General features: G+C 59.9%; 19 protein-coding genes. 14 read left to right on the top strand and 5 right to left on the bottom strand.

What is annotated here, in order from left to right; genetic code table 11:
* Position 1: 1 nt before the first annotated feature.
* Positions 2-208, bottom strand: a complete 207-nt coding sequence (locus G542_RS0103370; protein ID WP_034985009.1) for a glycine zipper 2TM domain-containing protein — start codon at positions 206-208, stop codon at positions 2-4.
* Positions 209-465: 257 nt separating this feature from the next.
* Here G542_RS0103370 and G542_RS0103375 point away from each other — a divergent pair, with 257 nt between their 5' ends.
* The 3 genes from G542_RS0103375 (at position 466) to G542_RS0103385 (ending at position 2,745) form a co-directional block, all read left to right on the top strand.
* Positions 466-1,125: a cytochrome b/b6 domain-containing protein gene (locus G542_RS0103375; protein ID WP_027823371.1), complete on the top strand. Its 660-nt coding sequence runs from the start codon at positions 466-468 to the stop codon at positions 1,123-1,125.
* 194 nt (positions 1,126-1,319) lie between these two features.
* The gene (locus G542_RS0103380; protein ID WP_012697360.1) at positions 1,320-1,601 is read left to right on the top strand and encodes a hypothetical protein; all 282 of its coding nucleotides are present in this window, start codon (positions 1,320-1,322) and stop codon (positions 1,599-1,601) included.
* Between the two features lie 91 nt (positions 1,602-1,692).
* On the top strand, positions 1,693-2,745 hold the full coding sequence (locus tag G542_RS0103385; RefSeq protein ID WP_012697359.1) for a DUF2776 domain-containing protein: 1,053 nt from the start codon (positions 1,693-1,695) through the stop codon (positions 2,743-2,745).
* On the opposite strand, the gene G542_RS0103390 is transcribed toward G542_RS0103385, so the two are convergent.
* Complete coding sequence (locus G542_RS0103390; protein ID WP_081666737.1) at positions 2,742-3,539, bottom strand: transporter substrate-binding domain-containing protein; 798 nt, start codon at positions 3,537-3,539, stop codon at positions 2,742-2,744. The genes G542_RS0103385 and G542_RS0103390 overlap by 4 nt on opposite strands.
* Before the next feature lie 335 nt (positions 3,540-3,874).
* Between G542_RS0103390 and G542_RS0103395 the strand changes: the two genes are divergently transcribed.
* The 5 genes from G542_RS0103395 to G542_RS0103415 all read left to right on the top strand — a co-directional run bounded on the left by G542_RS0103395 (position 3,875) and on the right by G542_RS0103415 (position 12,448).
* Positions 3,875-8,671, top strand: a complete 4,797-nt coding sequence (locus G542_RS0103395; protein ID WP_027823373.1) for an NAD-glutamate dehydrogenase — start codon at positions 3,875-3,877, stop codon at positions 8,669-8,671.
* A gap of 301 nt (positions 8,672-8,972) precedes the next feature.
* Positions 8,973-10,316 carry an NADP-specific glutamate dehydrogenase gene (gdhA, locus tag G542_RS0103400; protein WP_012697356.1) on the top strand — a complete coding sequence of 448 codons (1,344 nt, stop codon included), beginning with the start codon at positions 8,973-8,975 and terminating at the stop codon, positions 10,314-10,316.
* A gap of 134 nt (positions 10,317-10,450) precedes the next feature.
* Entirely contained in the window at positions 10,451-10,942 is a 492-nt protein-coding gene (locus G542_RS0103405) for a hypothetical protein (protein ID WP_143714475.1), read from the top strand.
* A 158-nt stretch (positions 10,943-11,100) separates the two neighbouring features.
* Positions 11,101-12,114: a nucleoid-associated protein gene (locus G542_RS0103410; RefSeq protein ID WP_027823375.1), complete on the top strand. Its 1,014-nt coding sequence runs from the start codon at positions 11,101-11,103 to the stop codon at positions 12,112-12,114.
* Between the two features lie 118 nt (positions 12,115-12,232).
* Positions 12,233-12,448, top strand: coding sequence for an HP1242/YdcH family protein (locus G542_RS0103415; RefSeq protein ID WP_012697352.1), 216 nt, complete (start codon positions 12,233-12,235; stop codon positions 12,446-12,448).
* Between the two features lie 79 nt (positions 12,449-12,527).
* Here G542_RS0103415 and G542_RS0103420 read toward each other — a convergent pair whose 3' ends face one another.
* A complete protein-coding gene (locus G542_RS0103420; protein WP_012697351.1) occupies positions 12,528-13,853 on the bottom strand; it encodes a dicarboxylate/amino acid:cation symporter in 1,326 nt (441 codons plus the stop codon).
* 233 nt (positions 13,854-14,086) lie between these two features.
* On the opposite strand from G542_RS0103420, the gene G542_RS0103425 reads away from it, so the two are divergent.
* The 3 genes from G542_RS0103425 (at position 14,087) to groL (ending at position 16,876) form a co-directional block, all read left to right on the top strand.
* Positions 14,087-14,512, top strand: a complete 426-nt coding sequence (locus G542_RS0103425; RefSeq protein ID WP_012697349.1) for a DUF2147 domain-containing protein — start codon at positions 14,087-14,089, stop codon at positions 14,510-14,512.
* 376 nt (positions 14,513-14,888) lie between these two features.
* Positions 14,889-15,176, top strand: a complete 288-nt coding sequence (gene groES, locus G542_RS0103430; RefSeq protein WP_012697348.1) for a co-chaperone GroES — start codon at positions 14,889-14,891, stop codon at positions 15,174-15,176.
* 56 nt (positions 15,177-15,232) lie between these two features.
* Positions 15,233-16,876 (top strand): chaperonin GroEL, encoded by a 1,644-nt coding sequence (groL, locus tag G542_RS0103435; protein WP_012697347.1) that lies wholly within the window; start codon positions 15,233-15,235, stop codon positions 16,874-16,876.
* A 560-nt stretch (positions 16,877-17,436) separates the two neighbouring features.
* Here the strand turns inward: groL and glnA are convergent.
* Positions 17,437-18,858, bottom strand: coding sequence for a type I glutamate--ammonia ligase (gene glnA, locus G542_RS0103440; RefSeq protein WP_027823377.1), 1,422 nt, complete (start codon positions 18,856-18,858; stop codon positions 17,437-17,439).
* A 333-nt stretch (positions 18,859-19,191) separates the two neighbouring features.
* Here glnA and G542_RS0103445 point away from each other — a divergent pair, with 333 nt between their 5' ends.
* The 3 genes from G542_RS0103445 (at position 19,192) to mtgA (ending at position 21,257) form a co-directional block, all read left to right on the top strand.
* On the top strand, positions 19,192-19,641 hold the full coding sequence (locus G542_RS0103445) for a rhodanese-like domain-containing protein (RefSeq protein ID WP_211218775.1): 450 nt from the start codon (positions 19,192-19,194) through the stop codon (positions 19,639-19,641).
* Between the two features lie 32 nt (positions 19,642-19,673).
* Positions 19,674-20,495, top strand: coding sequence for a shikimate dehydrogenase (aroE, locus tag G542_RS0103450; protein ID WP_012697343.1), 822 nt, complete (start codon positions 19,674-19,676; stop codon positions 20,493-20,495).
* Positions 20,496-20,570: 75 nt separating this feature from the next.
* Positions 20,571-21,257: a monofunctional biosynthetic peptidoglycan transglycosylase gene (mtgA, locus tag G542_RS0103455; RefSeq protein ID WP_027823379.1), complete on the top strand. Its 687-nt coding sequence runs from the start codon at positions 20,571-20,573 to the stop codon at positions 21,255-21,257.
* Between the two features lie 386 nt (positions 21,258-21,643).
* Here mtgA and G542_RS0103465 read toward each other — a convergent pair whose 3' ends face one another.
* Positions 21,644-23,104 carry an MFS transporter gene (locus G542_RS0103465; protein WP_162142324.1) on the bottom strand — a complete coding sequence of 487 codons (1,461 nt, stop codon included), beginning with the start codon at positions 23,102-23,104 and terminating at the stop codon, positions 21,644-21,646.
* Between the last annotated feature and the right edge of the window lie 39 nt (positions 23,105-23,143).

Raw genomic sequence — 23,143 nt, forward strand, 5'->3', positions numbered from 1 at the left:
CTTACTTGACCTTGTTGCCGATCAGGCCGCCGATGGCGGCGCCGCCGACCGTGCCAAGTGCGCTGCCGTCGGTCAGGACCGAGCCGGCTACCCCGCCGATGGCGGCACCGGCCACGGTGTTGCGTTCGCTGCGGCTCATGCCTGCACACCCGGCAAGTGACCCCATCAGGGTCAGCAGAAGCAGGGAAGTAGTCAGTTTACGGGACATGGTGATCTCCTGGTCGAGGGATTCGCGGCACACGACCGGGCCGCTTTCCGTGGGTGGATCTGTTGCTTGGATTGATGCTAGGCCGTAAAAGTTCATCCGTCACGGCCGTCGTCTTGACCGTGACATGATTCCATTCATAACGAGTTAAACTTATTGCCATATTATGTTGGATGGAGATCAAGGCCCCGCCTGTCGTGACCTTGATGCCGTGTCATGTGCCGGTGCCATCACATTCAACAACAAGAGGAACCACATCGATGAAAATGCGCGTTTTTGTCTGGGATTTGCCCACCCGGCTGTTTCACTGGACGCTGGTGCTCACGTTTGCCGGACTGTGGTACTCGGGTACCCAGGGGGGCGAGATGCTGCAATACCATATCTGGCTGGGCTATGGCATGGCGACCTTGCTGCTGTTCCGGCTGATATGGGGTGTGCTGGGCAGCCAGACCGCCCGGTTTGTCCAGTTCGTGCGCGGTCCGGCCAGCATGCTGGACTACGCCCGTGGACAGCTGCCAGAGGAGAAGATCCCCGGCCACAATCCGATGGGCGGCATGATGGTGATGTTGCTGCTGGCCCTGCTGATTGCCCAGGTGCTGACCGGGCTGTTTGCAGCCGATATCGACAGCTATGCCTATGACGGCCCGCTGGTTCACCTGGTGGATACGGAACAGGCCGAGGCCATTACCCTGTGGCACAAGGCACTGGTCAATGTCCTCCTGGGCGCGGTGGCCCTGCACCTCAGCGCAATCGTGTTTTATGCGCTGGTCAAGCGCCAGAATCTGGTTGGCCCGATGCTGACCGGCTACAAAAGCTTTGAGCACGAAGTCGGCAAGCTCGACTTCACTCCCGGCATCATCGCGCTGGTCTCGCTGATCGTGTCTGCGGGCGCCATCTACACCCTGGTGACCCGCCTGTAAGCCTTTGTCGCAGCGCTTCTGTTGCGGAAGCCTTGCCACCCAGCTGCCTCCCGTTGCCGGTATTTCCCGGTGCGGGAGGCAGTGTCGTTCCGGGCTGCTGTTTGCGTCCGGGCAAACAGCAGCCTGATTGGGCTGTTGTCCTGCCGGAGGGCAAGGTAGCCTCGTTCGCATTAACCGGCTTCCGGAAGAAAGACATGCTGAAATCCTTGCTGATCGGCGGGCCGCTCAACGGCCAGTGGATAGAACAGGGGCGCGAGCAGGAAAAACTGCATCTCGAGCACGACGGGCAGACGTACGAATATTCACGCACCCTGTACCTCTGGCAGGCCCAAAACGCCATGTGGCTGTTTTACTGGCATGGCAAGCCTTCGAGTGCCGAGGTGCTGTCAACGATCGAGGCAGCCGGACTGGCGCCGGTCTGCAACATTTCCGACGCGTTTTCGTTCGGTGGCCTGGACGTCAGTCCGCACGAGTGACTTGGGCTGCCACTTGTCACGCCGATATTGGAGCAGCGCCGAACCTCTGACCTAGGATGCAAGGATTGCAACAGGCTTCCCGGGTTCGAAAATGAACTACTCCATCAGTGTTTTGTTCCGCTTGATTCCATTGGCAATGGGGGCGATCTGCCTCGGCCTCGGACTGTACGTACTCGACGGCCCGCCGGATGCCAACCATTTCGTGGCCGGGCATGTACTCGTTTCGCTGGCGGCCATCTGCTTTGCCCTGTTCACCACGGCGGCCACCATCATCCGCCAGCTGACCAAAACCTATAACACGTTCTGGCTGGTCATGCTGCCGCTGCTGGGCTATATCGTCGGCCTGCTGACGATCGTCTGGGGGCTGGACATCATCGCGCGTGGCGACCTGCCGCCTTATGTTGTCGCGGGTCATGTGGTGTTCGGCGTCGGGCTGATTACCCTGTGTGTCACCACGGTGGCCGCTTCGTCCTCCCGGTTCACGCTGATTCCGCTCAACAGCGGCCGGCCGGACGGGGAGCCCGGCGCTCCGGGTGCCTATCCGGCCTCCGTGGGCTGGCTCCTGATCGCCGTGCCGGTGGTCTGTTCACTGACAGGCTACGTCTGGGCCCTCGGCCTGCTGGCCAGAGGGGCTGATGATCCGGGCTTTTATGTGGCCGGACACGTCCTGTTCGGGCTATCGACCATCTGCACCTGCCTGATTGCCCTGGTGGCTACCGTGGTGCGCCAGGTCCGGAACCAGTACCGCAAAAGCGAGCGCAGCTTCTGGATCTGGCTGGTCATCGTCCTTGGGCTGGCTGACATCATTTTCGGCATTGCCGTGCTGGTTGACTCTCCCGCCAGTTTTCATGTGGCACCGGGGCTCATCCTGATCGGCATCGGCATGATCTGTTTCAGCATCCTGTCCAAGGTGCTGCTGCTGGGACTGGTATGGCGTGCCAGATTCGCCCTCGCCAACCGGGTGCCGATCCTGCCGGTGATGACGGCGCTGGCCTGCCTGTTCCTGTCGGCGTTTGTTTTTGAGGCCGGCGACCTGTCTGCGGCCTACTTCATCCCGGCGCGGGTGCTGGTCGGCCTCGGGGCAGTGTGCTTTACCCTGTTCTCGATCGTGTCGATCCTTGAGGCCGGTACTTCCGGTGACTAGCGGGCAGGGGGAACCGGCTTGCCGTAGATGTCGTGACTGAAGTACTTCTTCCGGATGCTGTCATAGCGACCGTCGGCGCGGATCTGTCCGATGGCTGCATTGAGGGCAGTCTGCAATGCCGCATTGCCCTTGCGTACCGCGATGCCGGCTCCCTCGCCAAAATAGGCCGGATCGTCAAAAGCCGGGCCGACGAAGGTGAACTTCGGAGTCGTGCCCGGCCGGGACAGATAAGCCTCTCCGGCCAGGGCATCAACGAAAACGCCGGCCAGCCGGCCTGCGGCCAGGTCATCCAGGGCCGAGGTGATGCGGGGATAGGCGACTATCTCGGCACCGCAGCTGCCCCAGTAACTGCGCGCAAAGCGCTGCTGGGTGGAACCGAGCAGGGTGCCGATGCGCTTGCCCCGGAAGCTGCCGACGGCGGTATCGGTGCCGGGTGCTGCCAGCATGCGCGACGGCAGCCGGTAATACCTGTCGGTAAAGTCCACGGCCTTGCGGCGCTCGGCCGTGATCGACATGGATGACAGGATGGCGTCGAACTTGTTGGCATTCAGGGCCGGGATCAGGCCGTCCCAGTCCTGTGGCACGATCAGGCACTGGCGTTGCATGGCATCACACAGGGCATTGGCAATGTCGACGTCGAATCCCTGCAACTGGCCATCGCGGCCGAACGAGGCAAACGGTGGGTAATTGCCGTCAATACCGAAGCGAAGCCACTCTGCGGCAGCGGTCTGGCTGCCGCACCACAGCCCGAGCAGCAGCAGAAAACGGCAAAGGAGGCGGGCAGCGGGTGTCATGGCAGGACTCATCGGTCGGGACGTGGATAACAGGCAGTATCCTGGCATGAGGCGCTGCAATCGAACACCCCGACACCTGTTTATGCAAAAAGCAGTTTATAGCAACAAAGAATATGCATTATGTGCCATTGAATAACCGGTTTTTGGCAATAGATACTAAAGAATGATTGTCTCGTGAAACGAGATACAGGCAACATCCACAATTGACGGTTATGTAATGCTGCGTCGCAAACACGGATTAAGCGTGTCAGGGCAGCGTCTAGAATCATCCGTTTGCCGGCCACAAGCCGGCAGGCAATTCACACTTGCAAGCCACTGCATCCCACGAGGAGATCATGTCTCTGAACAAACAGCATGAGCTGGCCGCCCTGATTGCGGCAATCGACGATGTTGCACGCCAGACCCTGCCGGCCGCAGAAGCCGACCGGATGGCGACCATCTTTGCCGCCTATTTCGAAGAGGCAGAGGCTGCCGATCTCAAGCGTGCTGCCGCACCGGACCTGTACGGTGCCGTCATGGCCCATCTGGATTTCGGCCGTGTGCGCCAGCCCGGTATTGCCAAAGTGCGGCTGTACAACCCGGATCTCGAACGTCACGGATGGCATTCCACCCATACCGTCATCGAGATCGTCAACGACGACATGCCGTTCCTGATCGACTCGCTGGCCATGCTGCTGGCGCGTCACAACCTGGCCCTGCACCTGCTGGTGCATCCGGTACTGGCTGTCAGCCGCAACGCTGCGGGTGAGGCCGTTGACATCCACCGTGGCACCGACCGCTCCCTGCCGCTTGAATCCTTCATCCATGCCCAGATCGACCGCATCAGCGATCCGGCCCAGCTGGCCGCTCTCGAGGCCGAGCTGAACGCCGTGCTCAAGGCCATCCGGGCCACCGTCAGCGACGAACCGTCGATGCGCGCCGAGCTGGCCGGGCTGCAAGCAGAGCTCGCCCGCCGTCCGGGCTGCGAAGAAGAGTCCGCCTTCCTCGGCTGGCTGGGTGAAGGCAACTTCCTGCTGATGGGCTTTTGCGATTACGACCTGACCGAACGCGATGGCCAGGACGCCCTGCGCATCATCCGGGAAAGCGGGCTGGGCATCCTGCGCGACCAGGGCGACAAGCAGTTTTCCGAGAGCTTCTCGGGCCTGCCCGAAAGCATGAAGCAGCGCGCACGCGAGCCGCAGCCGCTGGTGCTGAACAAGTCGCAGTCCCTGTCGCGCATCCACCGCTCGGCCCACCTCGACTTCATCGCGGTCAAAAAGTTTGACGCTGCCGGCCAGGTGGTGGGCGAGCGCCGCCTGCTCGGCCTTTACACCGCCCGCGCCTATCATGCCTCGCCCAAGGACATTCCGATCCTGCGGCAGAAGATTGCCGAAGTGGTGCGCCTGTGCGATTTCGTCGAGGGTGGCTACAAGGCCAAGACCCTCAACTTCGTGCTGGAAACTTATCCGCGCGACGAGCTCTTCGAAATCCCGGTCGAGGCGCTTTACGACACGGCGCTGGGCCTCGTCAACCTGCAAGAGCGGCCGCGCGTGCGGCTCTTTGCCCGCACCGACATCTTCCATCGCTACGTCAGCTGCCTCGTTTTCCTGCCGCGCGACAGTTTCAATACCGAGCTGCGGGTCAAGGTCGAGCAGCTGCTGCTCAAGGCCTTCAACGGCTCGGCCTGCGAATTTTCCGTTGCCGTGGCCGATGCCAACCTGGCGCGGGTGCACTACATCGTGACCACGCAAAGCGCCACGCTGCCGGCCTATGATGCCGACGCCATTGAAGCCGACGTGGCCCGTCTGGCCCGTGGCTGGACCGACGAACTGCGCCAGCAACTGGTCGAGGCGCACGGTGAAGAAGGCGGCAACCACCTGTTCAGCCAGTACCAGGCTGCGTTCCCGGTGGCCTATCGCGACGAGTTTTCGCCGCGCGCCGCCGCACCGGACGTACGCAAGCTGGAAACCCTGACCGAAGCCGAGCCGCTGGCCGTCAAGCTTTACCGCCCGCTGTCCCGTTCGCGTGGTGCTGCCAGCTGGCACCTGAAAGCCTTCCGCCTTGGCGAGCCGGTCAGCCTGTCGCGCAGCCTGCCGGTGCTGGAAAACCTTGGCGTCAGCGTGCAGGACGAGCATCCGTACCGGATCGTCCGCGCTGACGGCACGCATCTGTGGATCAACGACTTCGGACTGGAAGTGTCGGCCGATGCGCTGGAAAACGATGCCGTGCGGGAAAACCTGCAAGACGTGCTGATGGCCATCCATCGCGGCCAGAGTGAAAACGACGGCTTCAACCGCCTGGCCATCGCCTGCGGGCTTGACTGGCGTGAAATCACCCTCGTCCGGGCGCTGGCCAAGTACCTGCGCCAGGCCGGGCTGACCTTCAGCCAGCAGTATGTCGAGCAGTGTGTCGCCGGCTATCCGTCCATTACCGCCCGGCTGGTGGCGTTGTTCCATGCCCGCCTGAACCCGGCCCGTGCCAATCCGGCCGAAGCCGAGCGCCTGCTGGCGGAAATCCGCGAAGCGCTGGCGACGGTGGCCAACCTCGACGAAGACCGCATCCTCAACGGCTTCCTGACCGTGGTGCTGGCGATCCGCCGTACCAACTACTTCCAGCAGAAGGACGGCGTGGTCAAACCATACATGTCGTTCAAGCTGGAATCGCACGCCATTCCTTTCCTGCCGGAACCGAAGCCGCTGTTTGAAATCTGGGTGTACGGTACCCGCGTCGAGGGCGTCCACCTGCGCGGCAGCAAGGTCGCCCGTGGCGGCCTGCGCTGGTCTGACCGCATGGAGGATTTCCGTACCGAAGTGCTGGGGCTGGTGAAGGCCCAGATGGTCAAGAACTCGGTCATCGTGCCGCAGGGTTCCAAGGGTGGTTTCGTCTGCAAGCAGCTGCCACCGGCCTCCGACCGCGAAGCCTGGCTGGCTGAAGGCATTGCCTGCTACAAGACCTTCATTTCCGGCCTGCTGGACGTGACCGACAACCTGGTGAACGGCAAGATCGTGCCGCCGGTGGACGTGGTGCGTCTGGACGAGGATGACCCGTACCTGGTGGTGGCGGCCGACAAGGGCACGGCCAGTTTCTCCGACATCGCCAACGGTGTGTCGGCCGAATACGGCTTCTGGCTCGGTGATGCCTTTGCTTCCGGTGGCTCGCAAGGCTACGACCACAAGAAAATGGGCATTACCGCCCGTGGTGCCTGGGAGTCGGTCAAGCGTCACTTCCGTCATCTGGGCCGTGACATCCAGCGCGAGGACTTTACCGTCATCGGCATCGGCGACATGTCCGGCGACGTGTTCGGCAACGGCATGTTGCTTTCCGAACATATCCGCCTGATTGCTGCCTTCGACCACCGCCACATTTTCATTGATCCGGCTCCGGATGCTGCCGTGAGCTTTGCCGAACGCGCCCGCCTGTTTGCCTTGCCGCGTTCCAGCTGGGCCGATTACAACCCGGAGCTGATCTCGGCCGGCGGCGGCGTGTTCCCGCGCAGCGCCAAGTCGATCGAACTGTCGCCGCAAGTGCGGGCCTGGCTCAAGACCGAGCGCGACAGCATGGCGCCGCTGGAGCTGATCCATGCCATCCTCAAGGCCGAAGCAGACCTGCTGTACAACGGTGGCATCGGCACCTACATCAAGGCCAGCACCGAAACCCATGCCGACGCGCGCGACCGCGCCAACGACGGTCTGCGGGTGGATGGCTGCGACCTGAACGTGCGGGTGGTGGGCGAGGGCGGCAACCTGGGTTGCACCCAGCGCGGTCGCATCGAGTTTGCCCGCAAGGGCGGCCTGATCTGCACCGATGCCATCGACAACTCGGCCGGCGTCGACTGCTCGGACCACGAGGTCAACATCAAGATCCTGCTGGGTTCGGTCATCCAGTCCGGCGACATGACGCTCAAGCAGCGCAATGACCTGCTGGCGGAAATGACGGATGAAGTCGGGCAGCTGGTGTTGCGCAACAACTACCTGCAAACCGAGATCCTGGCGGTCAATCGCGCCAACGCGATGAACATGCTCAACGCCCAGCAGCGCATGATCGGCCACCTGGAAAAAACCGGTGAGCTCAACCGCCAGATCGAGTTCCTGCCATCCGATGACGAGATCAACGAACGGCGCCTGGCCAAGTGCGGCCTGACCACGCCGGAAGTTGCCGTCCTGCTGGCCTACAGCAAGATTTCGCTCGACAAGGCACTGCTGGCTTCGGACCTGCCGGACGATACCGACTTTACACCGGTGCTGGTGGACTACTTCCCGCACCCCTTGCAGACCCGCTTTGGCGAAGCGATGAAATCGCATCACCTGCGGCGCGAAATCATTGCCAACCAGCTGGCCAACCGGGTGGTCAACCGCATGGGCGCGACTTTCGTGTTCCGCATGCAGGAAGAAACCAACCTGCCGGTTGACGTGATCTGCCGTGCCTTCTGGGCGGCTGACCGGATTTTCGGTGCCGAAACTGTCTGGCGCGAAATCGAAGCGCTGGACAACGTGGTGCCGGCTGACCTTCAGGTCGAACTGATGGTCGAGCTGCGGACCCTGGTCGAGCGTGCCGTCCGCTGGCTGCTGCGCAACCGCAAGGGACATGCCAGTGTGGCCGAGGCCGTGGCGCTGTATCAGGATGCGGCCCGGACCCTGCTGGCCTCCTTGCCGGAGCTGGTGCCGTCGCACCTCTATACCCGTGCGACTGCCCGCCAGCTGGCCTGGATCGAGGACAGCGTGCCGGAGCGGCTGGCGATGATGCTGGCGCGGCTGGAATACGTGCCGGCCTTCTTCGATGTGACCGAACTGTCACGCAAGACCGGCATCGAACTGGCGGTAGCAGCCCGTGCCTATTACACGCTGGGCCGCGAGCTGGATCTGGACTGGCTGGCGCAGGCGATTACCCGCCTGCCGCGGGACAACCGCTGGCAGTCTCTGGCCCGTACGGCATTGCGTGACGATCTTTATCGCTTGCACAGTGACCTGGCGACGGCTGCCCTGGGGTGCCCGACGTGCGATGCGGCGGATTACGTGACGCCGTGGCTGGCCGGACGTGATGTTGCGCTGGCTGCGGTCCGGCAGACGCTGGCCGAGCTGCGCGGTTATGCGCAGCTTGATCTGGCCATGCTGTCGGCCGGCATGCGGGAAATTGCCAACCAGTTGATGAACTAACACCTGACAGTGTGAAAACCCCCGGCAGACAAGGCTGCCGGGGGTTTTGTTTTACCTGGCGGAACCGTTTGTTAAGACAATTACCTTGATTTTTTGTAAGTATGTACACTTACTGACCTGGATCAATATTCCTGACAAATAATGAACCCTAACATCCACGCCAACTGACGATGTCATTATCGCGGCTTGTGCACCATTGAATGCAGGTCTGGCGCCAGGTGTCGGGTCATTGTCGCCCCGGTTTTTTCCTTTGCCGCTTCGGCGGCAGCCTTTATCTGTCACTATCTTCAGGAGTAATTTCATGACCCGACTGGCCTCGGTAGAGCATTTTCTGCAACCTTTGCACCAGCGTTACCAGTACGAACCGGAATACATGCAGGCCGTGCGCGAGGTGCTGACCTCACTGTGGCCCTTCCTTGACGCCAATCCGCGTTATACCGAACAAGGCCTGCTGGAACGCCTGGTCGAACCCGAGCGCGTGATCCAGTTCCGCGTTTCGTGGGTGGATGACGCCGGCCGCGTGCAGGTCAACCGTGCCTGGCGCGTACAGTTCAATTCGGCCATCGGCCCCTTCAAGGGCGGCATGCGCTTTCACCCCTCGGTCAACCTGTCCATCCTCAAGTTCCTCGGTTTCGAGCAGACCTTCAAGAATGCGCTGACCACGCTGCCGATGGGCGGTGGCAAGGGCGGGGCGGATTTTGATCCCAAGGGCAAGAGCGACGGCGAGATCATGCGCTTCTGCCAGGCGCTGATCACCGAGCTGTACCGTCATCTGGGCCCGGACACTGACGTTCCGGCCGGTGACATCGGCGTGGGAGGCCGCGAAGTCGGCTTCATGGCCGGCATGATGAAAAAGCTGTCGAACCAGACCGGCTGTGTGTTTACCGGCAAGGGCCTGTCGTTCGGCGGCAGCCTGATGCGTCCGGAAGCCACCGGTTACGGCCTGATCTACTTCACTGATGCCATGCTGGCCCGCCACGGCATGTCGCTGGATGGCATGACGGTATCGGTGTCCGGCTCGGGCAACGTGGCACAGTTTGCCATCGACAAGGCCATGCAGCGCGGCGCCCGGGTGGTGACGGCGTCTGACAGCAACGGTACCGTGGTTGATCCGCAAGGCTTTACCCCGGAAAAACTGGCTGCGCTGGCCGAAGTGAAAAACCATCGCTATGGCCGGATCGAGGATTACGCCAACCAGCTGGGTCTGGACTACCTGCCGGGTTGCCAGCCGTGGGTCGTGCCGGTGGACGTGGCCCTGCCGTGCGCCACCCAGAACGAACTGGATCTCGATGCCGCCCGTACCCTGATTGCCAATGGCGTGCGTGCCGTGGCCGAAGGCGCCAACATGCCGACGACCCTGGCTGCAACCGGGGCTTTCCTGGATGCCGGCGTGCTGTTTGCACCGGGCAAGGCCGCCAATGCCGGCGGGGTGGCGACTTCGGGTCTGGAAATGGCGCAGAACGCGGCCCGTCTGGGCTGGAAGGCCGAAGATGTCGACCAGCGCCTGAACAACATCATGCTGGACATTCACGCTTCGTGTGAACGCTTTGGCAGCGGTGGTGACCAGGTCAACTACGTGACGGGCGCCAACATTGCCGGCTTCGTCAAGGTGGCCGATGCCATGCTGGCACAAGGGGTTCTGTAACCATCACAAAACAGGTAAGTATTTTTTCCGTTTATACCTTTCATTGTGAATAGAATGCCGCCGCCGGATTGAGGGTCGGAGTGGTCAGACCTAAAACCAGAGAATCATCACGTTCGTGGTGATGTTTATGGAAGGTGCTGATCATGAAGACTTGCAGATTCTGGCGGCGGACAGCTGGTGCCGCTGTCGTGTTGGGTTTGTCCACACTGGCGTTGACGGCAACGGCTGACGGGCTGCCGGTCAACCAGCAGGCGTGGCAGGAACAGGCTGCCGAATACTACGGCCCGCTGCATTCATCGTTTGGTTCACCGCACAACCTGATCGAAGCAGACCAGATTTACGATGTGACCATCGGTCCGAACGGCATGGCGGCAACTTCTGGCCTGACCGGTACGCTGGATGTGGTCAAGGGATCGAAAGTTTACGGTTTCCGGATCACCAACCAGAGCAACCAGCCGGTGCCGGTGATGCTGAAGGGAATGGATAAACCGATCGTGGTTGCCATGCCCGGGCAGAATACTTATTTTGCCTGGTCGTTTGATACTTGGAACACCAATCCCAACGCTCTTGTGCTGGGTAGCTCGTCCGTACCGATCTATATCGCTCCCGAACCGTACAACACATGATGTGCCTGCGCCTGTCCGGGCATGCCCATCCGGATTTGCGGACCACCGTTGCCCCGGTGGTCTTTTTTCATGGATGTATTCCGGCAGGCATCACGATTTACATGTGATTCGGCGCACGCTCATAATCCGCGCTTTGGTTGTCGCAGGAGAAAGCCTTCATGCAGATTCAGGACGCAACGATTACCCGGCTGGTGGTGCACCGGGTGGGCAATGCTACCCGTGGAGAGCCGCTGCTGCTGTCCGGGCGGGCAACGGAAATCGACGAGGCGGTATCCGGCCTGCTGCTGGAGGGCTATCTCAAGGGCATCGTGTCCGAGCGACGCAAGTACCAGTTTTTTCACGAGTCCGACCTGAAGCTCAACGAGATGTACCAGTACTCGCGCGAATGTTTTCGCGGCGAGCTGGATTTCCTGGCGTACTCGCAGCGGGTGGCCAAGCACCTGTATGCACGTTCGCAGCATCCCAACATCAGTGCCGGTGACGTGTTCGTGATCGAGTTTGCCGGCCTGCATGACGGTGAGCGCGAAATGCGGGCGCTGGGCATTTTCAAGTCGGAGATCCGTGACGATTTCCTGACCCTGACCGAGTCAGGTCAGGAGTTTGCCATCGGTCACGCCAGCGGAATCAATCCCCGGCTGATCGACAAGGGGGCTCTGGTTCTGGAGTACGGGCCTTATGCCTATGCCGTGGACCGGCTGGGGCAGCAGGCAAAATTCTGGACCGAGGATTTCCTGCAAGCCATGCGGTTGCCGGATCCGGCAGCCACGACCCGGGTTGTGGCAAAAGTGGTGGAAGAGCTGTCCGGTACGCTGGATGACCCGCTGACGCAGTCGCGTTTCAAGGATGACATGCTTACGCTGTGCCAGGAGAGCGAACAGCTGTCTGCCAGCGACTTTTCCAGAGCAGCCGAACAATACCTGCCGCGCGAAACCGTGCACCAGGCATTCGACTCGGCTGTTGAGGCAAGTGGATATACCTTTGAAGCAGCGCCTGCCGTACCGGCCGAGAGCATGGCGAGGCGACTGGAGAGAACGCTGTCACGTTATGGTGTGGGGCATGGGATCAGTGTCTTGCTGCCGCACGGAACCACTTTGCGAGCAGTTGAATCCAGTGCAGGTACGGATGGTGGATTGACCTTGATATTGCAGCTTGTGCAGCGCGACATGAACTGAATATGCAGATCACCTCAAGGCATGCGACAGGTCCGCAATCGTGATAATCTGTCTTCGTAAAAAGAAAAATTCTGGCATTGCCACTTTTCGGCCCATCTGCAATCTGGAGGTGATGTGTATGTTCCCTGAATACCGCGACCTGATTCACAAGCTTAAGATCGAAGACGAGCATTTCCGTACGGTGTTCAATCGCCACAATGAACTTGATCACAAGATCAAGAACATGGAAGACAGCATCACGCTGGCAACACCGGCCGAAGTGGAAGTGCTGAAAAAGGAAAAGCTCCGCCTCAAGGACGAGCTGTATGTCATGCTGAAGACTGCCAGCGCATAGTCCTGACGGATTGACAGCACAAATGAAACGCCCTGCCATCCGGCAGGGCGTTTTGTTGTTGTAGTTTCTCCTGGCAGTATCAGCTCAGGGTGCGCGACACTTCGCGGGTCAGGTGCGGCGCTTCCACCTTCAGGCCGTGGGCAAGCGGGGTCGGATTGTGCAGTTCGGCTGCCAGCTTGTCGCTGTCGAGGGCGTTTTCCCATTTTGCAACGACTACTGTCGCCACGGTATTGCCCACCAGGTTGGTCAGGGCACGGGCTTCGGACATGAAGCGGTCAATACCCAGGATCAGGGCCAGACCGGCAACCGGAATGTCCGGTACCGTCGCCAGCGTGGCGGCCAGGGTGATGAAGCCCGATCCGGTGACTCCGGCAGCACCTTTTGAAGTCAGCAGCAACACGCCAATGATGGTGAGCTCCTGGGTCAGGGTCAGCTCGATGCCGCAAGCTTGGGCAATGAAGATCGCAGCCATTGTCAGGTAGATCGACGTACCGTCCAGGTTGAACGAATAGCCGGTCGGGACCACAAGACCCACCACCGATTTCTGGCAGCCCAGCTGTTCCAGTTTGGCCATCAGACGCGGCAGGGCCGACTCACTCGAACTGGTTCCCAGCACGATCAGCAGTTCTTCCTTGATGTAACGGACCAGTTTCCAGATGCTGAATCCGCAGAAACGGGTGATCGTTCCCAGTACCAGGCCGATGAACAACAGGCAGGTCAGGTAGAAGCTGCCCATCAGCGCAGCCAGCGAGCTCAGGCTCGACACCCCGTATTTGCCGATGGTGAATGCCATGGCACCGAAGGCACCGATCGGAGCCAGTTTCATGATGAAGCCGATGGCGGCAAACAGGGCATGCGAGATGTCCTCGACCAGTTTGACGACCGGCTTGCCGGACTGTCCCATCATCGACAGGGCAAAGCCGAACAGTACCGAAAACAGCAGCACCTGCAGGATTTCGCCTTCGGCGAATGCACCCACCACACTGTTCGGAATGATGTGCAGGACAAAGTCGACCACCGATTGTTCGCCAGCCTTGGCGGTGTATTTGGCAATGGCGCCCGTGTCCAGCGTGGCCGGGTCCACATTCATGCCTGCACCCGGCTTGAGCACATTGACAACGACCAGGCCGATGATCAGCGCCAGCGTCGTGACGACCTCAAAGTAGAGCAGGGCCTTGCCGCCGACCCGTCCGACCTTCTTCATGTCTTCCATGCCGGCAATGCCCACCACAACTGTGCAGAAGATGATCGGCGTGATCATCATCTTGACCAGTTTGATAAAGCCGTCGCCAAGCGGTTTCATGGCCGTACCGCTGTCCGGCATGAAATGGCCGAGCAGCACGCCGCATATGATGGCAACAATCACCTGAAAATACAGGCTTTTATACAGCTTTCTGGATTGCATGATGAAGATCTCCCGCAGTATTCATACATTCGACCGTGCACGGTGCTCCACGTCTTGCTGATGGAATCACCGGAACTTATGGTCAATGGTGAAGACTTTTTTACCCGAACGGGATTGGGGCTTTCCCGATTAGGGAAAACCCGCACGCCAAGTGGCCTGCTTGACCGCGTAATTGGGCATTGGCATGCTGGAGTCCCAACTTAAAACGATCGTTTCAACGAGAGGAGAACACCATGAAACTGAAACCCGCACTGTGCGCCGTGGCGACGTTGCTGGCGTGTAGTCTTGCCCAGGCCGAAGGCATTGCTGGTACCTGGAAAACCATTGATGACGAAACCAGACAGCCCAAGGCGCTGGTACAGATCACGGAAAACGGCAACGAATACCAGGGCAAGATTATCAAGCTGTTTGCCAACCCGGATGTCAAATGCAGCAAATGTGAAGGTGACCGCAAGGACAAGCCGGTTGATGGCATGACGATCCTGTGGGGGCTGAAGAAAACCGGAGAGACATACGAAGGCGGCAAGATTCTTGACCCGAAGAACGGGAAAATCTACGACAGCAAGGCCAAGCTGGTTGATGGCGGACAAAAGCTGGAAGTGCGTGGTTTCATGGGGGTTTCGCTTCTGGGGCGCACCCAGACCTGGGATCGCCAGTAACGTTTGCATGCTGTTGTGCCCGATATGGGCAGGAGTTGTCTGAATCAGCAAAAAGGCAGGCCTGATGTATTTCAGCCTACCTTTTTGTTGTTCTGAAACACTGTATTTAATACCCCAATGGCATGCTGTCTGCAAAATTCGATTTATGTCATACGTTAATTGATTAACAAAGTGAATCAAGGGAATTGGCTACCGGTTGGCAGGAGGATTTCCTGTTTTTTGACATGGCTCCATCATCCGTATCCAGGCTCTTGAAAAACGAAATCTGCATCCCTACTATTAGCACTCGTGAAGCGGGAGTGCTAAATCGGCATGTCCCGTATTCCTGTCGAATTTCAAACGTGCAGTGCCTCGTATCGAGAGCAGGAGAGTTTTCATGACCATTCGCCCTTTGCATGACCGTGTTGTGATCAAGCGTCTTGAAGCTGAAGAAAAAACCGCTTCCGGTATCGTGTTGCCGGGTACCGCCACTGAAAAGCCTGACATGGGTGAAGTCGTTGCCGTGGGCAACGGCAAGGTGCTGGACAACGGCGAGCGCCGTGCGCTGGAACTGAAAACCGGCGACAAGGTGATCTTTGGCAAGTACAGCGGCCAGGCCGTCAAGATTGACGGTGAAGAGCTGCTGGTGATGCGCGAAGAAGACATCATGGGCATCGTCGAGTAATTGCAGCACGCTCTCGCGTGAAATGTTTCAGACAGATACGGATTTGAGGTAACAAAATGGCAGCAAAAGACGTCAAGTTTGGTGATTCCGCCCGTTCCAAGATGGTTGACGGGGTAAACATTCTGGCTGATGCCGTCAAGGTCACCCTTGGCCCGAAAGGCCGCAATGTCGTGCTGGAGCGCAGCTACGGCGCTCCGACCATCACCAAGGATGGTGTGTCCGTTGCCAAGGAAATCACCCTGAAGGACAAGTTCGAGAACATGGGCGCCCAGATGGTCAAGGAAGTGGCTTCCAAGACCAACGACGTCGCTGGTGACGGCACCACCACCGCTACTGTGCTGGCCCAGGCCATCATGCAGGAAGGCATGAAGTACGTCGCCGCCGGCATGAACCCGATCGACCTCAAGCGCGGCATCGACAAGGCCGTCGTGGCGCTGGTGGCTGAAATCAAGAACATCGCCAAGCCGTGCGCCACCACCAAGGAAATCGCCCAGGTCGGCGCCATCTCCGCCAACAGCGACACCGTGATCGGTGACAAGATCGCTGCGGCCATGGAAAAGGTCGGCAAGGAAGGCGTGATCACTGTTGAAGACGGTTCAGGCCTGGAAGACGAGCTGGAAGTGGTCGAAGGCATGCAGTTCGACCGTGGCTACCTCAGCCCGTACTTCATCAACCAGCCGGAAAAGCAGATCGCCCAGCTCGACAATCCGTTCATCCTGCTGTGTGACAAGAAAATCACCAACATCCGCGAACTGTTGCCGGTTCTGGAACAAGTCTCCAAGGCTGGCCGCCCGTTGCTGGTGATTGCTGCCGAAGATGTGGAAGGCGAAGCGCTGGCCACGCTGGTGGTCAACAACATGCGCGGTATCCTCAAGACCGTGGCCGTCAAGGCTCCGGGCTTCGGCGATCGGCGCAAGGCCATGCTGGAAGACATCGCCATCCTGACCGGCGGCACCGTAATCAGCGAGGAAATCGGTCTGCCGCTGGAAAAGGCCACTATTGACATGCTGGGCCAGGCCAAGCGCATCGAGGTCAGCAAGGACACCACCACCATCATTGATGGCGTGGGCACTGCCGAAGCCATCAAGGCCCGTGTCGAACAGATCCGCGCTCACATCGAAACGGCCAGCAGCGACTACGACCGCGAAAAGATGCAGGAACGTCTGGCCAAGCTGGCCGGTGGTGTGGCCGTGATCAAGGTCGGTGCTGCGACCGAAGTCGAAATGAAGGAAAAGAAGGCCCGCGTCGAAGACGCCCTGCACGCAACCCGCGCTGCCGTGGAAGAAGGCATCGTGGCCGGTGGCGGTGTGGCCCTGCTGCGCGCCCGTGCCAACCTGAAGGAAGTGGCCACCATCAACGCCGAGCAGGCAGCCGGTGTGCAGATCGTGATGCGCGCGATCGAATCGCCGCTGCGCCAGATCGTGGCCAACGCCGGTGACGAGCCGAGCGTGGTGGTCAACAAGGTGTACGAAGGCAGCGGCAACTTCGGTTACAACGCTGCAACCGGTGAGTACGGCGACCTGGTGGAAATGGGCGTGCTCGACCCGGCCAAGGTGACCCGTTCGGCCCTGCAACACGCTGCTTCGGTGGCTGGCCTGATGCTGACCACTGATTGCATGGTGGCCGAGCTGCCGGAAGACAAGCCTGCCATGCCGGCCGGCGGAATGGGCGGCATGGGTGGAATGGGCGGCATGATGTAATCTGCCGAAGTTCCTCCGGCCATCTGCCGGTGCCTTCCAAAAGGCATCAACCTGACAAGGGTTGATGCCTTTTTTTGATGGGCAGCCCTGTTGAGCGCGGATCTGTCCGATGCGGGCCTTGATGTCTGATGTTGGCAATGCCCACGTCATCCAGGAGGGAGCTTTCCCAGTCTCCTGCATGACAAGTCCAAGGTGATGGTCGGCAGTTCACCAGCAGGTGATCAATCGCAATGCAGCGGACCAGTAACAGGTGTGTCTGGTCGAGGCAGGCAGGCGGGAACGGAGCCGGCGTAAGTTCATCATGAATCGCCCCGGTTCCAGCAATGAATTCTCGCCGGCAGATTACGAGCGACAGTATTTCCAACGGCTCGCCGATCTGGGCCGGGCGATTCACCGGCATCATGTCCTCAGACTGTCCCGGGTAATCAGGGATGGCGATCTCGCCTTGCCGGTCTGCGGTCAGTCGCCACGCATGGATATGTCTGAGGGGTACAAGGAAAAACCCCTGGAGCCAATGGCAACAGGGGTTTGGGGCAGTCCGAAACGGTATAAATCTAACGTTACAGGCTGTAGTACTCGTCGAATTCGACCGGGTGCGGAGTCATGCGGATACGGCTGACTTCCTGCATCTTGAGGTCGATGAAGGCATCAATCCATTCGTTGCTGAACACGCCGCCGCGGGTCAGGAACTCGCGGTCTGCATCCAGCGAAGCCAAGGCTTCTTCGAGCGAGGCGCAGACGGTCGGGATTAGCTTGTCCTCTTCCGGCGGCAGGTCGTAGAGGTTCTTGCTGGCCGGTTCGCCCGGGTGGATCTTGTTCTGCACACCGTCCAGACCGGCCATCATCAGTGCAGCGAAGCACAGGTACGGGTTGGCGGAAGGATCCGGGAAGCGGGCTTCGATGCGGCGGGCCTTCGGGCTGGCTACGTGCGGAATGCGGATCGAGGCCGAGCGGTTCTTGGCCGAGTAGGCCAGCTTCACCGGGGCTTCGTAGTGCGGAACCAGGCGCTTGTAGGAGTTGGTGCCCGGATTGGTGATGGCATTCAGGGCCTTGGCGTGCTTGATGATGCCGCCGATGTAGTAGAGGGCGAACTCGGACAGGCCGGCGTAGCCGTCACCTGCAAACAGGTTCACGCCGTCTTTCCAGATCGACTGGTGCACGTGCATGCCGCTGCCGTTGTCGCCACAGATCGGCTTGGGCATGAAGGTGGCGGTCTTGCCGTAGCTGTGGGCGACGTTCTGGATCACGTATTTCATGATCTGGGTCCAGTCGGCACGCTGGGTCAGGGTGCTGAAGCGGGTGCCGATTTCCATCTGGCCGGCGGTGGCTACTTCGTGGTGGTGCACTTCGACCGGCACGCCGAGCTCTTCCATCAGCAGGACCATTTGCGAGCGCATGTCCTGGAAGCTGTCGACCGGCGGAACCGGGAAGTAGCCGCCCTTGACGCGCGGACGATGGCCGGTGTTGGCACCGTTCATCGGGTCAGCGGAGGACCATGCGGCTTCTTCGGAGTTGATCTTGACGTGGCAGCCGGACATGTCGGCGTGCCAGGTGATGCTGTCGAACACGAAGAATTCGGGCTCCGGACCAAAGTAGGCGACATCACCGATGCCCGAGGCCTTCAGGTAGGCTTCAGCGCGCTTGGCGATCGAGCGCGGGCAGCGGTCATAGCCCTTGCCGTCGGCCGGATCCACCACATCGCAGGACATGAACAGGGTCGGTTCGTCGAAGAACGGATCAATGTTGGCCGTGGCCGGATCAGCGATCAGCAGCATGTCGGAAGCCTGGATGCCCTTCCAGCCAGCGATGGAGGAACCGTCAAATGCGTGGCCGTGCTCAAACCAGCTTTCGATGTCTTCGGTCACCACATGGGCCGGCACCGTGACGTGCTGTTCCTTGCCCTTGGTGTCGGTAAAACGCAGATCAACGAATTTGACGTCGTTGTCTTCAATCAGTTTCTTTACGTTAGCGACAGCCGCCATTGCATTTCTCCAGTCAGATCAGCGGGTGATTCATTGATGCGGAATTCGGTCCGGCATGTGCCGGTGGTGTACCTAAATTAAAGCAAGGTGCGTGCCATGTTTTCCTGTGGTGTCAGGCTTGTCGGCAAGCGGGTGGTATTGTGCCACGAGCCATTCTTTTTATGGTTTTGGGCTATGTAGTTCAAACTGGTGCATTCGCATGGATTGCATGCACCAAAATGGTGAATATCGAGTTTCGTGCACATCAATGGTGCATCGCTGCCAAGGGTTGCCAGATTGGCCTTCTTCGCTGCTACTATTGTGTTGACATAATTTGATATCCGGGATGTCAATATGCATGAGCATTGTTCACAAGTCCTTGCCGCAGCAGCGGCCAGAGGCAAGGAACTGGGGTTGCCGTATGCCGGGGCCGTCATGCCGGCAGAAGCCTGGGAACTGGTTAAGGCTTTGCAAGCGACACTGCTGGATGTACGCACCATCGCGGAGCGGCAGTTTGTCGGAGCGCCTCCCGAGTCCATCAGCATTGAATGGCGCATGTGGCCCGGTATGGAGATCAATCCTGATTTCGCCCGCGAAGCTGTGGCACAAATACCAACTGACCGCCCGGTGGTGCTGTTGTGCCGCAGCGGGGTACGTTCCCATGCTGCCGCAGAGTGTCTGGCCGGACTCGGATACACTGCGTTCAACATCCTTGAGGGATTTGAAGGCGACCGCGATGCCGCTGGCCAGCGCGGGCAACTTGGCGGCTGGCGTCGGCACGGCCTGCCGTGGAGTCAGGGATAGGCTGTTTTTTTACGATCTGAGAGCTTGAGACAATGACCGAACTGTATGCCGTTATCGGCCACCCGATTGACCATAGTCAGTCGCCTTTCATCCATCAGGAATTTGCCCGCCAGACCGGTCTCGGACTTGATTACGAGCGTCTGCTGTCACCACTGGACGGTTTTGAGGCAACAGTCCGGCAGTTCATCGGCCGGGGAGGCAAGGGGCTGAATGTCACACTGCCTTTCAAGCTGGAGGCCTGCCAGCTGTCCGGAGCACTGACCGAACGCGCGCGCGCTGCCGATGCAGTCAATACCCTGACTTTCAGGGATGGCCAGATCCAGGGAGACAATACCGATGGTGTCGGGCTGGTACGTGACATCGTCGATAATCTGGATGTCCGGATACAGGGCAAGCGTCTGCTGCTGCTCGGGGCCGGTGGTGCGGTGCGCGGAGTCTTGCAGCCCTTGCTCGCACAACATCCTGCCAGTCTGACCGTAGCCAACCGGACCGTCACCAAGGCGGAAGCACTGGTCACGCATTTTGCCCAGTGGGGCGAGGTCGATGCGGCCGGGTACGATGACCTTGCGGGTCAGCAGTTTGATATCGTCATCAATGGCACCTCCACCGGCCTGTCCGGCAATGACCTGCCACTGCCTGCCGGCCTGCTGGCAGGCAGCGAGCTGGTTTACGACATGGTGTATGGCAAGGGCCTGACGCCGTTTCTGGCTCGCGGGCAGGCCGAGCGCGCCGGCATGCTGTCGGACGGGCTGGGCATGCTGGTCGAGCAGGCGGCCGAATCCTGGCATATCTGGCATGGCGGACGACCGAACACTCGTCCGGTCATGAACAGCCTGCGCGAGCGTCTGGCATAATTTTGTTGCATTTGTAGTTACACGAGGCGGGGACAGGTCGCTATCCTTGCCTCTCTTTCATCCTGGAGCGATAGCGTGCTGAAGTGGATTGTCCGTGGGGTTGCAGCACTGCTTGCCCTGTTTTTGTTGTACCAGCTGTGGATTTTCGGGCACATCGTCTACTGGAAATGGAACAATCCGGCGACAACGGCCTTCATGGATGAACAGCAGGCGCGGCTGGCCGAAACCAACCCGGATGCCGAGTTGCGTTATCGCTGGGTGGACTACGGACGGATTTCACTGCAGCTCAAACGGGCCATCGTTGCCAGCGAGGATGCCAAGTTCCTTCAGCATGAAGGGTTTGACTGGGAAGGTATCCAGACCGCCTGGGAAAAAAACCTGCAAAAAGGCCGGATTGTTGCCGGCGGATCGACCATCAGCCAGCAATTGGCCAAAAACCTTTTCCTGTCCTCCAGACGCACCCCTTGGCGCAAGGCCGAAGAGGCACTGATCACCGTCATGCTGGAGGCGGTCATGGACAAACGCCGGATTTTTGAGATCTACCTGAACGTGATCGAATGGGGTGACGGCGTCTTTGGTGCTGAGTCTGCGGCAAGGCACTACTACCGGGTGCCCGCATCCCGGTTGTCTGCCGGGCAGGCAGCCAAGCTTGCTGCCATGGTGCCCAATCCACGTTATTACGACACCCACCGCAATGACAGGACCCTGCTGCGCAAGACCAGGATCATCCAGCGCCGCATGAATTTCGTCGCCATTCCCTGAGTACAGTCCATTCCCCCTGCCGGATTTGTTGCCGGCAACCGTGCGGGTGCAACAAGACTATCCGTCACCGAAGTTGCTGTCTGTCTTGACAGGCTTGCATGTCTTGCTGCGGTGGTTGCACTAACCGGCAGGCAGCGCAGTCCCTGTCTTGGGTCATTATGACGTGCATTCCATCTGGCTGGCAGCACACCTGCTGCTGCATTCCCTGTGCAAGGGATGTGCATGCAGCGAGGGGCGGGCGTGCTGTCTGGCGACGTGCAGCATGCCTTCCCCGGAGACTTGCCGGCTTTTGGCCTGCATGGCGATGGGTTCCTCGCTCGCATGACGCCGGTAAATGATGCCTGGCTGCCACCTTCGTCGCAGGCATTCATCAATGCCGGCTGTGCTCAGCCGTAAACCTTCTGTCGCCAGACCAGCAGCAAGACCAGCAGGGCCGTAATGGTGAGGGCGTGGTGGTAATCAGCGCAGGCCAGCAGCATTGCCTGCATTTCCGTTCCGTGCAGAAGCGGTTGCAAGGTGCTGGTCAGCAGGCCGTCGCTGTGGGCAAACATGTTCGGGCGGTCATCGGTAGCGAGCTGCTGGTAGTGGGCACTGCTGCGCAACTGCAAAAACAGCGTGGCAAGGGTGATGCCGGTCGAGCCGGCAATTTCACGGATGATGTTTTTGGTTTGATAGGCATGCGAAAACGTGCGCGCATCCATGTTCTGGAAGGCGCCACGGGCGACCGGACCCATGAAGAAGGACATGAATACGCCGCCGGTCAATGCATTCAGTGCCAGCAGTTCCCACGGCGTCTGGCCTGAAAAACCGGCGCTCAACAGTCCGTACAAGATCAGCAGGACCAGTCCGGCCATCATGTAGATCTTGTGTCCTTGCCGGCGCGGCATCATCCGGATCAGAACGAACTCACCGCCCAGGCTGCCAAGGGAGGCCAGGGCCAGCAGATAACCGCTGACCAGTACGCTCATGCCGAGTGCCTGTTGCAACAGGTGCGGCATCAGATAGCCGTTGGCGTTCATGACCACGTAACCGAAACCGTAACAGAGCATGCCGACCAGAAAACGTGCATGTGCCAGCTGGCGGTAGTCGATCAACGGAGTCGGACGGCGTTGCTGGTGATTGCTGAACCACAGCACGGCAAGCAGGCCGATGATGGCCATGGCAACAATCGGCAGCGGATGGCTGAACAGGTCGAAGCGCACGCGCTGGATGGCGAACTGTATGGCTCCGACGCCCAGCACCAGACCGATCATGATTTTCCACTGGAAGGGTTCTTTGCCGTCGCGGCGGCCTTCGACGTCCTTGGGCATGTGCCGGCTGGCCAGCAAGGCCACGATCATGACCAGTGGCAGCATGCCCCAGAAAATGGCTCGCCAGCTGATGTGGGTGATGCTCCAGGCGCTGAGCAGTGGTGCCAGAGATGCACTGCCCATCAGGGCAATAATGAAGGTAATCAGCGCCTTGGCGCGCAATTCTGTCTTGACTGAATTGCAGATGATGCGTCCGGCGCAAAAGAACGTGGCGCCACCGGCCCCTTGCAGCAGGCGCCCGGCCCAGAACATGGCGATGGAGTCTGCCTCGGCGCAGAGCAGGGCACCGGCACCAAACAGTGCCAGTGACAGCAAGGTAAAGCGGCGGTATCCCAGCCTTTCTGCCAGCCAGCGGTGTTGCAGCAGCATGGCGATGGCTGCGACCGAATAAATGGTGGCTGCGAGACTGAAACCCTGTGGCGAACCGTGTACCCCGGCGATCAGCGGCCGGGCAGCAAAGTTGATCATGCCGGTCTGCAAAAACTCCAGACTGGTCATTGAGGCGAGGAACAGCAGGAATCCCGGCGTGGGGTGCAAGGCAGGTGTTTCAGGGATTGGGGCGAGGGCCGGAGTGGC

The organism is Laribacter hongkongensis DSM 14985, assembly GCF_000423285.1.
In the GTDB taxonomy this organism is placed as follows: domain Bacteria; phylum Pseudomonadota; class Gammaproteobacteria; order Burkholderiales; family Aquaspirillaceae; genus Laribacter; species Laribacter hongkongensis.